This is a genomic window from Pseudomonas sp. JV245A (assembly GCF_032424515.1).
In the GTDB taxonomy this organism is placed as follows: Bacteria; Pseudomonadota; Gammaproteobacteria; order Pseudomonadales; family Pseudomonadaceae; genus Aquipseudomonas; species Aquipseudomonas protegens.
The window spans coordinates 1-12,737 of record NZ_VYKE01000146.1 but is presented as its reverse complement, the minus strand read 5'-3'; the positions used below and the strand labels follow the sequence as shown (position 1 = coordinate 12,737).

11 protein-coding genes are annotated in these 12,737 nt (G+C 64.7%); 4 read left to right on the top strand and 7 right to left on the bottom strand.

What is annotated here, in order from left to right; genetic code table 11:
* From F6S12_RS25970 to F6S12_RS25945, 6 genes are all read right to left on the bottom strand, one after another.
* On the bottom strand, nt 1-450 hold a 450-nt coding region (locus tag F6S12_RS25970), incomplete at its 3' end, for an NUDIX domain-containing protein (RefSeq protein WP_315869466.1).
* On the bottom strand, nt 447-1,436 hold the full coding sequence (locus F6S12_RS25965) for an SMI1/KNR4 family protein (RefSeq protein ID WP_315869465.1): 990 nt from the start codon (nt 1,434-1,436) through the stop codon (nt 447-449). The genes F6S12_RS25965 and F6S12_RS25970, both read right to left, overlap by 4 nt.
* Before the next feature lie 67 nt (nt 1,437-1,503).
* The gene (locus tag F6S12_RS25960) at nt 1,504-1,815 is read right to left on the bottom strand and encodes an AzlD domain-containing protein (RefSeq protein ID WP_011061615.1); all 312 of its coding nucleotides are present in this window, start codon (nt 1,813-1,815) and stop codon (nt 1,504-1,506) included.
* A complete protein-coding gene (locus F6S12_RS25955) occupies nt 1,815-2,513 on the bottom strand; it encodes an AzlC family ABC transporter permease (protein ID WP_011061616.1) in 699 nt (232 codons plus the stop codon). Before F6S12_RS25955 ends, F6S12_RS25960 begins: the two co-directional genes overlap by 1 nt.
* Before the next feature lie 243 nt (nt 2,514-2,756).
* The gene (fabV, locus tag F6S12_RS25950) at nt 2,757-3,953 is read right to left on the bottom strand and encodes an enoyl-ACP reductase FabV (protein ID WP_011061617.1); all 1,197 of its coding nucleotides are present in this window, start codon (nt 3,951-3,953) and stop codon (nt 2,757-2,759) included.
* Nucleotides 3,954-4,227: 274 nt separating this feature from the next.
* Entirely contained in the window at nt 4,228-5,259 is a 1,032-nt protein-coding gene (locus F6S12_RS25945) for a lysozyme inhibitor LprI family protein (RefSeq protein ID WP_315869464.1), read from the bottom strand.
* A 212-nt stretch (nt 5,260-5,471) separates the two neighbouring features.
* Between F6S12_RS25945 and F6S12_RS25940 the strand changes: the two genes are divergently transcribed.
* The 4 genes from F6S12_RS25940 (at nt 5,472) to F6S12_RS25925 (ending at nt 11,447) form a co-directional block, all read left to right on the top strand.
* The gene (locus F6S12_RS25940) at nt 5,472-7,964 is read left to right on the top strand and encodes a phospholipase D family protein (protein WP_183000361.1); all 2,493 of its coding nucleotides are present in this window, start codon (nt 5,472-5,474) and stop codon (nt 7,962-7,964) included.
* Nucleotides 7,961-9,544, top strand: a complete 1,584-nt coding sequence (locus F6S12_RS25935) for a hypothetical protein (protein WP_183000362.1) — start codon at nt 7,961-7,963, stop codon at nt 9,542-9,544. Before F6S12_RS25940 ends, F6S12_RS25935 begins: the two co-directional genes overlap by 4 nt.
* 74 nt (nt 9,545-9,618) lie before the next feature.
* Complete coding sequence (locus F6S12_RS25930; RefSeq protein WP_183000363.1) at nt 9,619-10,362, top strand: substrate-binding periplasmic protein; 744 nt, start codon at nt 9,619-9,621, stop codon at nt 10,360-10,362.
* A gap of 272 nt (nt 10,363-10,634) precedes the next feature.
* The gene (locus tag F6S12_RS25925; RefSeq protein ID WP_315869463.1) at nt 10,635-11,447 is read left to right on the top strand and encodes a DeoR/GlpR family DNA-binding transcription regulator; all 813 of its coding nucleotides are present in this window, start codon (nt 10,635-10,637) and stop codon (nt 11,445-11,447) included.
* 165 nt (nt 11,448-11,612) lie between these two features.
* Here the strand turns inward: F6S12_RS25925 and F6S12_RS25920 are convergent, their stop codons facing one another.
* Nucleotides 11,613-12,680 carry an alpha/beta fold hydrolase gene (locus F6S12_RS25920; protein ID WP_011061623.1) on the bottom strand — a complete coding sequence of 356 codons (1,068 nt, stop codon included), beginning with the start codon at nt 12,678-12,680 and terminating at the stop codon, nt 11,613-11,615.
* Between the last annotated feature and the right edge of the window lie 57 nt (nt 12,681-12,737).

The window sequence follows — 12,737 nt, the reverse complement described above, 5'->3', positions numbered from 1 at the left end:
GTGCTCCAGCCCGCCGCCTGCGTCGATCCGGTCTTCGGCCTGGTAATGGCCAATGAAGAAATGCACCCGCTCGGTCACCGAACCCGGGCTCATGAAGGCATCGAAGACCTTCTGCACCTCGCCGACCCGGTAGCCGGTTTCCTCCTGGGCTTCCTGGCGGATGCGCACCTCGGGGCTGGCGTTGTCCAGGAGCCCGGCAGCGGTCTCGATCAGGTAGCCGCTGTGGCCGTTGACGAAGGCCGGCATGCGGAACTGCCGGGTCAGCAGCACCGTGCGCCGTTGCAGGTTGTACAGCAGGATGGTTGCGCCATTGCCACGGTCGTAGACCTCGCGGTCCTGGGCCTGCCAGCTGCCGTCGCGGCGGCGCAGCTCGAAGCTGTACTTCTTCAGCACGTACCAGTTGTCGGAGAGGGTCTGTTCGGCGGTGATGCGGATGGTTTCCTCGCTCATGGCTGCTCCTGGGCTTGAAGGGGTGCGGGGCGAAACCCGGCCAGTTGTTCCAGCAATTGCGCCTGGTAGGCCGGGGCCAGGGCGAACCCGCCCGCCGCCTGCCGCAGCTGGCCGCCTGCCAGGCGGTTACGGAACCAGTCGCGGATGAAATCCGGGGCGTAGCCGCCGGTGCCGAAGCCCCTGGCGAAGGCGATCATGTCCTGATAGACCAGCAGGTACGCCTCTTTGTTAGGGACCGGGTAGCGATTCTGGTACAGCCAGAACTGCAGGTCATAGAGCAGTTGCGACAGGGGATCGGCGTGCAGGGCGAAGAAGCGCTTCTCATGGACGATGCGCAAGGCGATCTGGCGGATCAGCGGCCCCAGGTCGGGGACTGCGCTGAAATGGCCGAGCAGTTCCTCCAGCAGGGGCGAGAACGGCGCGTGGGCGACCTTGTCCAGATCATCCAGGTAATCCTGTTCCGAGGTGTCGTAGACCTCGGGCGATACCAGCCCGCGGACAAAGGCCTCGAAATCCGCTGCCAGCACTGTCACCGCGTAGTCGGCCTCCTGGTCCACATGCACCACCCGCGGCTCGCCCTCGGGCCCGCACTCGCTGTAGTCCAGGGCAACCATGTCATGGCCGGCGGAGGGGCAATCGCAGATGTACACCCCCAGGTCCGGGTAGCCCCACTCCTCGATCATGAAACGGCTGCCCAGGCCACCGCCCAGGGAATAGTCGCCATCGCAGCCGATGCTCAGAAAGCTGTCGATCGCGCAGTGGTCCTCGGCCCAGGAGGTGCCCTGCTCGGTGGGGAAACAGCTGAGGTGCGGGCGCCCGCCGTTGTAGCGGTTCATGAAGGCCACGTAGGACAGCGGCAGGCGATAGCCCAGTTGCGCCTGCAACTGGGCTATGACGCCAGGGCTGGCGGGGGGCTGGTTGATCTTGCTGCTGGTGGCCCGGTCCCAGAACGCGTCCAGGTCGATATCGTGGGGAAAGTCGCTCATCCGATGCATCCGTTGCGGTTGAAGGTCGGCCGGTGCCGAAAGCTGCACAGGCTACCGCAAACGGCCCTCAGAACCACCAGCGCAGGAGGAAAAAGAACCCCATGCTCAACAGCATGCTGAGCAGGGTGTTGCGGGTGTAGATCACCAGCGCAATGGCCACCAGGGAGCTGAGCAGGTAGGGGTTGCTCCAGTGCAGGTTCAGCTCGTGGTCGGGCATGAACACGATGGGGCCGCAGATCGCCGTGAGCATGCCCGGCACCGCAAAGCCGAGGAACTGCCGGGCATTGCTGCTCAGGCGCAACGGCAGGCGCGGTTCGAGAAACACGTAGCGATTGAGAAAGACCAACAGGCCCATGCCGAAGATGACTGCCCAGACCATCATGCTTGCCCCCGATAGAGTTTGTTGCAGACAAAACCTGCGGTCATGCCCGCCAGCCCCGACAGCACCAGCGCCGATCCCCAGTGCCAGTAGCTGAACAGCACCGAGCAGAACAGCGATACGGCAACGCAGACCACGGTGGGCACATTGCGCACCAGTGGCGTGATCAGGGCGATGAAGGTGGCGGCGATGGAGAAGTCCAGGCCCAGGTGCTCAAGGCCGGGAATGCTCTTGCCCAGCACGATGCCCAGCAGGGTGAAGAGGTTCCAGGCCACGTAGAAGGTCAGGCCCACGCCCAGGGCGTACCAGCGGTCGAACTGCTGCTTGTCGTGGGCGCTGGTCAAGGCGAACAGCTCGTCGGTGAGCAGAAAGCCCAGGCCCACCCGCCAGCGACCGGGCAAGGGCGAAATCACCGAGCGCATGCTCATGCCGTAGAGCAAATGCTGGGACGTGAGCAGCAAGGTGGTGAGCAGGATCGAGAAGATCCCCGCCCCGCCCTTGAGCATGCCGATGGCCACCAATTGCGCGGCCCCGGCGAAAACGATGCTCGACAGGCCCTGGCCCTGCAGCGGCGTGAGATTGGCCTCGATGGCCATGGAACCGGCCAGCAGTCCCCAGGGCGCGGTGGCCAGGGACAGCGGCATGATGGCGATGGCGCCACGGATGAACGCAGCACGGGGTAGGAGAACGCTGGACATAGAACCCTGCACACAAGTAACGGACGCTGACTGTGCCATCTGCCGGCGCCCCTGGCTTGAACGATCTTGCGCAATTGCCCCGCCCCGCCCTCGTAGGAGCTGGCTTGCCAGCGAAGGCGTCTCCAAGACCAGCACAAGACCTGCGGGCCTCTTCGCCAGCAAGCTGGCTCCTACGGGAAATAGGGGGATGCAAACGACAGCGCCCCTCACGAGGGAGGGGCGCTGGCTGATGCTACGAGCGGATTACAGCTGGATCAGGTTGCTGATCTTCACGTCCGGATCGACGTCGGCTTCGTAGTCGACACCTTCGATCTCGAAACCGAACAGGCGCAGGAACTCTTGCTTGTAACCGACGAAATCGGTCATCTCGTAGAGGTTCTCGCTGGTCACCTGGTCCCACAGCTGCTTGACCCGGTCCTGGACCGCCGGTTGCAGTTCCTTGTAGTCGGCACGCAGGCGACCTTCCTGGTCGATCACCGGCTCGCTGTTGTACAGGCTGTCCTTGTACAGGCCGTAGACCTGTTCGATGCAACCTTCGTGGCTGCCCTGTTCCTTCATCACCTTGAACAGCAGCGACAGGTACAGCGGCATGATCGGGATTGCCGAGCTGGCCTGGGTCACCACGGCCTTGAGCACCGACACCCGAGCGTCGCCGCCCAGGCCGGCCAGCTGCTGGCGCATGCCGATGACTTTCTGGTCCAGGTCCTTCTTGGCTTCGCCAATGGAACCGTTCCAGTAGATGTCGTGGGTCAGCTTCTCGCCCAGGTAGGTGAAGGCGGTGGTCTTGGCGCCTTCAGCCAGGACACCGGCTTCGTGCAGCGCGTCGATCCACATCTGCCAGTCTTCGCCGCCCATCACGGCCACGGTGCCGTCGATCTCTTCCTGGGTCGCCGGCTGCAGGGTGGTTTCCTTGACGATTTCCTTGTCGGTGTCGACACCGCGCAGGGTCACGGACTTGCCCAGGGGCTTGAGGGTCGAGCTCAGCACTTCACCGGTCTTGGGGTGGGTGCGGCGCGGCGCGGCCAGGCTGTAGACCACCAGGTCGATCTTGCCCAGGTCACGCTTGATGGTCTCGATGGTCTCGGCCTTGACCGCATCGGAGAAAGCATCGCCGTTGATGCTCTTGGCGTACAGGCCCTTTTCTTCGGCGAACTTGTGGAACGCTGCGGTGTTGTACCAGCCGGCGGTGCCCAGCTTGCCGTCAACGCTGCCGCGCTCGAAGAACACCCCGAGGGTGTTGGCGCCACAGCCGAACGCTGCGGTGATCCGCGCTGCCAGGCCGTAGCCGGTGGAAGCGCCGAGTACCAGTACGTTCTTCGGCCCTGCGTCGATGGCGCCCTGCTGGGTGACGTAATCGATCTGTTGCTTGACGTTGGCTTCGCAACCCACCGGGTGGGTCGTCACACAGATAAAGCCGCGAACGCGGGGTTTGATGACCATACATACTCTCCCAATTTCAAAGTGCCAGGCGCCGATGACGGCGGCGGCAGTGTCACTTGCACTAGTCGTAGACGCTCACAATGGCTTCGCGTCACCAACTGATGGAATTTGCCCGGCAGGCCAAGGCTTGGCGCCCCTGTGCCGGCACCCTCGGGGCGATATCCAGGCGGCCCGGGCCGAGACTCTAGCAGTTGCACCGGCCGGCTTCAGCATCCACCCGGCGAAATTTCTGCCGCCTCCAGCAATTTTTGATGGGGCTCGGTCAGCAGCCACTTCAGGGCATCATGTCCAACGCCAGTTGCTGGCCCTTGCTGCGCGCCTCGTACCAGTGCTGTACCACGTCCGGCAGGCTGTGCTTCCACTCAGGCTCGGTGGTGTAGTAGCGCACCCGCACTTCATCGCTGGACCCCGCCACGGCCAGCAGCGCGACCCATAACTCACCCTTGGTACCACGCACGAAAATCGCCGCATTGGTGGTAGCCAGCCCCTGCAGCCACATATCGGTGGCCTCGGCACCCTTGAGTTCGGCCGAGGTTTCCTGGGAGAACACCGAGCCGCTGTCGAGCAGGGTCTGGTAGTCCTTTTGCAGCAGCTTGCGGGCGCGCTGATCTTCCTCCTCGGTGCGCACCAGCGCCGTGGCCAACAGATCGTAATGGCTATCGAGCGCTTGCCCGGAGGGGACATAACGCCCGCTGTAATACACCCCATTGCCGGCACCGCAGGCAGATGCGTCACCCTCCTGCGTCACCTCCAGCAGCCCGTTGCGGCGGCTGAAGCGCAGGTTGCAATCGTCAAGCGCATAACTCGCCTCGTCGCCCTTGATCAGCGCCTTGCCTTGCAGGGCCCCGGAGTTGGCGCCACCCGCAGCAGAGAGATCGAAAGTCAGGTGCTCCTGGCCAGTGCGCCGGGTTACCAGTTCACCGGCGTAGAACGGGCTGACGGAAACCCGCTGCCAGGTGGCCTGCCAGTTGAACGGCACATTGATATAGCGCAGCTCGATCAGGCGGCTGCGATAACGGCCCCGCAGACAGGCCAGATCGCCCTCGCACTGATCGCGCTCCTTGAGCCACTGGCGCTGATCCAGGCGCAGCGCCTTGGGGTCCTTGGCCTTGGCCAGGGTCGCCGACCAGGCCTGGCCCAGCTGGCTGTCCAGCCCGGCGGTGTAAGGATCGGCACAGATGGCCTTTTCACTGCGGCTGGCGGCTTTGCCACAGTCGAAACTGCTGGCCTGGGCAGCGGCGGCACAGGCCAGGACAGCGAACAGCAAGCCACTGGCCCGCAGTGGACGTACAAGGGAGGCGGACATGGGTCGATTCCATTCAAAAAGGGCTTTGCAAGAATAGCTGCGTCGACTTCTCATTCACGAAGAGTTCTTGAAAAAAATGCGCTCTGGTCCCTCCTTCTCCGCCTCAAGGCCACCCATACCAGCACTGTGACATCACTGACACTTGCAACAGCGCTGCGTTGCCCGATAATCAGCCACCGACTTGAGCCTCGACCCATGGACTGGAGAGCACGATGGCGTCCCCCCCGAACACCCCTGGCCCCAACGGACCGTCGCCGCTGCACTTCATCGAAAACGGCCCGTGGAAAGAGGCGCTGTTCACCACCTATGCCCTGAGCCTGACCTACTTCGAAAGCTATGTGCTGCCCCGACTGCGCGAAGCCGGCTGTGAAAAAGTCACCCTGCTGGTGGATATCCAGGGTTACCGCGGCTCGATGATGGAGTTGCGGGCGCGGCACGTGGGCAAGGACTACGCCTTGATCCCGGTGCGGGCCAAGGACGGCATTTTCCACCCGAAGATCACCTACCTGCGCGGCGAGGACCAAGACCTGCTGATGGTCGGCAGCGGCAACCTGACCTTTGGTGGCCACGGCCGCAATGTCGAGGTGCTGGAAGTCCTCAGCGCCGGGGAGCAGCCGGGAGCCTTCGCCGACTTCGCCGACTTCCTGGAAAGTCTCTGCGCCCAGCCGCACCTGCAGATCGCCGACGACAGCGCCCTCTTGCCCTTCATTCAACGGGCCCGGGCCCTCAGCCAGCAATTTCATGATCAGGCTCCACCGCAGCCGGTGGAATTGCTGCACTCCCTGGACACTGCCATCACCGAACAATTGATCGAGCGCGCCGCAGGCCGGCGCTGGCACAGCCTGCTGCTGCTCTCACCCTTCCACAGCCGCGACGGACAATCCCTGGGCCATCTGCTCAAGACCTTGGGCATCCCTCGGCTCACCGTGGGGGTTCCAGGCAACGGCGTCTGCTCCTTTCCCCTGGAGCAGACCAGGGACTGGCCAGTCAAGATCGACTGGGTAACGCCCAGGGTCGACCACAACCAGCGTCGGCTGCACGCCAAGTGGCTGGAATTGCGCGGCACCGAGAGCTGGACCCTGACCGGCAGCGTGAACGCCACCCGGACCTCCATGGACAGCACCGACAACGTGGAAGTGGCCGTGCTGCGCAAGCTCGATAGCGCCACGGAGGAGTGCTGGGAGCCCGTCGAAGCGCCGCGCTATGAAGCCGATGCCTTCGAGCGCCAGGACCAGGAGGCGACCCTGTGCGTCTATGCACGCCTCAACGAAGAGCAGCAGCTGGAAGGCCGGCTGATCGGTCAGCCACCGCTTGCAGGGGAATGGCTGGCGACCCTGGAATGCGCCGAAGAAGTCCTCGAACTGGCGCCGCTGCAACTGACCGCGCAAGGCGACTTCGTCTGGCCGCTGCAGCAGGCCCTGGACTCCAGGCTGGACGAGGGGCTGCAACTGCGCTTGGAGCGCGAAACACAGAGCGCCCGAGGCTGGGTCAGCATCGACGCCTACCTGAGCATGCCCCTGCCGATTCGCAGCCTTTGCGCAGCCCTGGGCCGACTGCTGGGGGGCAACGAAGCCCAGGGCGATCTGCAGATCCTGCTCAACTGCCTGGTGGTGCATGCGCAAAAGCTGCCCGAAGAGCCCGATGCGCCGCTGAGCACTGAATCCACCACGACGCCCGTCAACCCGCCAGCCGGCACACAGCCGCCCGCCCCGCAGCCGACCCAGCGCCATCGCCACTGGCTGCCGACCGTGGCCAACGCTGCTGCCGGCCGCAACGGCAGTTGGGCGCTACTCCAGGCCATCGCTGGCTTGCTGCACCATGCCACCCCCGAGCAAGAACCCGAGGGGCGCGGTTATGCAGCACCTATCATCGAACTGGACGATGGCCGAGAAGACAGCGACTTCGATCCAGCGTCGGACCTCGACCTCGAATCGCTGCCCTCTCCCAACCTGATCAACGAGTTCAACCAGACCCTGCAGAGCCTGGTCAACCTGAAGGGCCTGAGCAGCCGCAAGAAAGCCCAGCTGTTGTATGTCTGGTGCCATGTCGCCCTGGACTTCTATTTGCGTCGCCTGCACCTACCGGCCAATGCCCGGGATTTTGCCCAGCGCTGGCTCAACTGCGTGGACCACGCCCAACTGGCCGCCGAAGATCGCCCGCTGGTAGACGAAGCGGTCTACGGCCTGGCCGCCACCCTGGCGCTACCGGGCAAGCAGGCTTCCCCGGCAACCCTGGGGGCGCTGGACACCACCACCTTGCATGAGTACCTGGAGCGCTACTGCCAGGGGGCCGTGGACTTCGTCCAGGCCCGGCGCCTGGCGCAACGCTGGTTCACCCAGGAAGCGGCGCAACAACTGGTGGACCATGGGGTCTGCGCAGCCCTGGCGGCCCTGGACGCGGTGCAGCAAACCAGCACCTTGCGGGCGCTGCTCTGCAGCTACATCGAAGATCGTCAACAGGCCCGTCAGCAACGCCTGCCGGCGGACCGTTTCACCCCGCAAGAGATCATCGCGCTGCAACACATCCACTCCCCCCACAGCTCCCGGCCGGGTTACTACCGCGTCAACCATCGCACCATCAGCAGTTGCCCCAACACCCGCTGGTGCTACGCCCCGGTGGAGCGCGAAGCCCTTGCCCGCCTGAAGCAACGCCGCATCAACCAATGCCAGTATTGCCAGGCCCTGATGGTGTCACTCGAACCATGAACCCATTGCCTCAACGCGCCTTTTTCGTCTCCCCGTCCGTGCGTGAGAGCGGCGGCGTGGATTACCTCGGACTGCGACAAGCCAACCTGGAACTGATGGACCAGTTCATGCCCGGGATCAACAACCGTACCCAGTGGATTCGCCCCTACTCGGTGATGTGCTGGGCGGTGTGGGTCTTCAATCAGCACTGCGAACCCTACTGCGGCGAGCTGCCCGTGGGTCAACGCTTCGAACGGTTCAGGGAAAAGATCGAGGTGCTGTTCGGCTGGAGCCATCAGCTGGTCGAGGACGGTACCTACATGGCCGGCAATGGCCAGTACCGCCCGCCCGGCAACGGGCCTTTCACCCTGGACTTCAAAAGTTGGCATCGCGGCCCCAGCTGGTTCGATGCGGTGCAGTACGGACCGTCGTTCAAGCCCGACACCGGCCTGGGCCTGGCCTGGCCGAAACCCGACGGCACCTACGGCGTCACCGAGGCCGGCGAAGCACTGGCCAGGGCCCTGGATAAGGGTTTGCGCAGGTTGGCGCTGTATCCGTGGCTGACCTCCCTTGAAGACCTGCAGGGCAGCGTCGAACAGGCCAACGCGGTGCACCTGAAGTGGGATCGCAACAGGCCGAGCGCCCAGGAAGCGCAGGTGTTTCGCGAGGAGTTCTACCCGCCCCCAGGGACGGCGAAGAACCCCAGGGCCGGCCACCGAGAGTGCTCCATCGACCTGATCCGCGCCACGTTGCAGGTGCTGGGCAGCGAAACCAGCCTGCCAGCGCTGCGCCGGGCCATGGCGCTGCTGCCCCTGTCCAAGTTTCCCGCCGAGCAGGTTGCCGGGCTGGCCCCGACCCAGGCGCTGTGGCGGGTCCTGCAGTTGCGCCAGGCCCAGCGCCTGGCCTTTGAAAGCCTGTTCGGCTGGGTGGAACAGCAGATCGCCCTGGGTCTGCACAGCAGTGAGGAACTGCGCGACCGACTGCTCGGCCTCGACTCCGGCCCACTGCAGGCCGACACTTCGGTGCAAGCGGCTGTGGAGTATTACCGCGCCTTGTCCCCGCAGACCGCCAACGTGCTGGAGGCGGGGCTGCAGGTTGCCGAGCTGGATCTGTTCGAGCGCATCGACCATCTGCTTGGGTACATCGCCAACCACGACGAGCGAGCCGCCAGCGAGGCCTTGCAGTTGCTGTTTCTGGTGGCGGCCATCACCCAGGACCTCAGCGCCTGCCCCCAGCACAGCGTCTATCTGGACCAGGGCGGCCAGGCTCGGCTGTCGTTGCGGTACTGGGCTCGATCACTGCAGCGCAAGCAGCAGATCAGCCTGTCGGAGCTGGTCCTCAACCTGATCGAGAACAACCTGCTGAGCCAGCATTTCGGCATCGCCGCCATCCGCATGACCGAGGCCAAGCCCAGGCTGCGCATCAGCCTCGAGGAACAAGGCCTGGTTTCCCTGCTGTCCGCTACGGACAGCGCCTGGCGACCCGGGCTGACCGAAGACCGGCTGTACTCGACCCTGGCCTTGATGACCGACAGTCGGCTGCTGCGCCGTCGTTGGTGTGAACAGACGCAAACCTTGCTCTATGGGTGTGCCGACCAATGACGCTCGATAGTTCCTGGCGACGCCCTTCGGGGGGGCGTACTAAGCTCTGCTCTCATGTCTGCTCAAGGTGCGCGATGAACTGGGTTCTGGGTGCCATGCTGTCGCTGTTGAGCCTCACCGCCAGCGCGGCGGAGCTGCGCATGCTGACCGACAACCACCCGCCGCTGCACTTTCAGCAGGGCCAGCACATAACGGGCTTCGCTGTGGAGGTGGTGCAAGCCCTGGCGCAACGCACCGGCGATCCGGTGCAGGTTCAGCAACGGCCGATGTTGCGCGCCTTGCGCGATGCCAGCGAGGCCGAAGACACCGCGGTGTTTACCATTTTGCGCACGGCCGAGCGCGAGTCGCGCTATCAGTGGGTGGGGCCGCTGATGCAGACCGAAACCGCGCTTTACGCCCGTACCAGCGACCACAGCGCAGTCACCGACCTGCACCAGACCCGGGGACAGATTGCCGTACCGCGCAAGTGGCTGGTCTACCGCTACCTCAAGCAACAGGGGCTGGACAACCTGTGGGGCGTGGACAGCCCGGAGATCATGATTCGCCTGCTGCAGATGGGACGGGTGCAATACCTGGTGGCCGACACCATGAGCGTCAGCACCTTTGCCGCCGAAGAAGGCATGCCCTTCGATCAGTTGAGCTACCAGATGCCGCTGATGCGCCAGGACGCCTATATCGCCTTTTCCCCCAAGGTCGACGCCGCCCAGGTAGCCCGCTGGCAGCGGGCCCTGGAGGCGATGAAACGCGATGGCAGCCTGCAACGGCTCAAACAGCGCTGGCATATCGACCGCAGCGCCAATGGATCGAGCCACCCATGACAAGCCTTCTCCCATGGGTACCCATGCTCCATCAGCTGACAGTCAACTGCCCGCAGTGCGGGGCCCTGGCCCGCTTCGAATTCATGGTGGCCAGGTCCATCGAACGCAAGGCCCGGCCGCTCCTGCCCCGCCTGCTCAAGCGACAGCTGACGACGGCCTCAAGATAGAATGTGCTAACTCATGAACGGCAGTAAATCTCGTCCGCCGCGGCGAGTTTCGCTACTATGACGAGCCCATTTCTGTCTTTGCCGACCCGCCAATCCGGAGCCCCAATGCCCACCCCCAAGGACCTTGCCAGTGACAGCGGCGCACCGATGATTCCCGAGCAGCGCCGCGAGCAGATCCTGCGCCAGCTGCGCAAGCATCAGGTGCTCAGCGTGCATCAGTTGATGGAGATGTTCGACTGCTCGCACATGACCGTGCGCCGGGATATCGCCCTGCTGGAGCAGGAAGGCCGCGCCCACTCGGTCACCGGCGGGGTGCGCATCGCCAGCCAGTTGCACAGCGAGCCCAGCCATCAGTCCAAGGCTGTGGTGGAGCTGCCGCAGAAGCAGGCCATGGCCAAGCTGGCGGCGAGCCTGCTGCACGCGGACATGACCGTCTACCTGGACGCCGGCACCAGCACCCTGGAAATCGTGCCCTACATCAAAGCGCTGTCGGGGATGACCGTGGTGACCAACGATTTCGGCGTGGCCCAGGCCCTGATGGACGCGCCCCGGGTGACGGTGATCCATACCGGCGGGCAATTGGACCACTCCAACCATTCCTGTGTCGGCGGGCTGGCGGTGGCCACCCTGCGCCAGGTGGTGACCGACGTGGCCTTTATCTCCACCAGTTCCTGGGACCTGCGCCGGGGCATCACCACGCCATCGGCGCTGAAGGTCGAGGTCAAGCAGGTGGCGATGCAGTCGGCGACCCAGGTGGTGCTGGTGGCCAGCAGCTCCAAGTACGGCACCTTCAGCATGTACAAGATCGCCGGGCTGGAACAGTTCGACATCATCATCAGCGACGCCGCACTGGCCCCTGCGGCGGCGGACGGGATCCGCAAGCACGGTGTGGAACTGCTGCTGCCGGCGCAAGTCTGAGCCAGCTATAGCCCCCTGTGGCGAGGGAGCTTGCTTCCGCTCGTCTGCGCAACAGGCGCAATCCCTGCCCCCATCACTCCCTGAAACACCGCGCCGTCCGAGTTTGGAGCGGCGCGCCGCCCAGCCGGGGCTTGCTCCCTCGCCACCAAGAGCGCGCAGTGGCCGCTAGCGGTTTTTCTCGGTGTCGGCCATGAACTGCCCCAGCTCGCGGGCGTAGAACCGGGCCATGCCGGTGGTGCCGTGGCCACGGGTTTCGGCGCTGGCGGGAATCAGCAGCAGGCGGGCATTTTTCACCTGTTTGAGCGCCGCTTGCAGGGTGCCGGTTTCCGGCGGGTTGCGCTCGTCGTCCGCGGCGTTGATCACCAGCACCGGCGCCTGGATCCTGCCCAGCCCCGGCATGGCGTTGTAGTCCGCCGAGGACTGCCACTGGTAGATGAAGTCATTGGCATCGGCGCCCTGGCTGGCCTTGAGGCGCTCCTGCACCAGCTGATCAGCCTGGGCCCGGGTCGGCGCCAGGGCCTGATAGGCCAGGGTGCCGCCGCTGGTGCCGGTGGCGAACAGCGCGTTGGCCAGGCGCAGCGACGGCGGCTGTTGCCGGTAGTTGCCCTGCTCCCAGGCCGGGTCCTGCTTGATCGACTCCACCAGCAGGCGGCGCATCATCCAGTTGCGCGAAGACATTTCCCCCGGCTGGGAGGCCATGGGCACCAGGGCGTCCATCATCTGCGGCCACTTCTGGCCCCAGATCCAGGCCTGCATGCCGCCCATGGAATTGCCGATGATCAGCCGCAGGTGCTTGACCCCCAGCCCTTCGGTCAGCAGCCGGTACTGGGCCTGGACCATGTCCTCATAGTTGTACTGGGGGAACCGCGCCCGCAGGCCGTCCGAAGGCTTGCTCGACTGGCCGACGCCGATGCCGTCGGTGGCGATGATGTAGTACTTGCTGGCATCCAGGGGTTGCCCGGGGCCGAACAGTTCACCACCAAAATCCTTGCTCAACAGGTCGCTGGCCGGCCGATAGGTGCCATGCAGATAGAGGATCGCCGGGTGCTTGGGATCCCCCAGGGTGATGTAGTGCAGCTTCAGGTTGGCCAGCTGCTCACCGTTGTGGAAGGTGAATTGCGGGGCCACCCAATCCCCCTCGGTGGCCGGCGGCAAGCTCGCGGCCGCGGCCAGGGACATACCGCCCAGGGACAAAATCAGGCCGAGCGCGGCCCGGCAGGCAAAACGCTGCATGGGAAAACTCCTGTGTTTATCGCTACGTATCATCTGTAGCCGCTGCCGCAGGCTGCG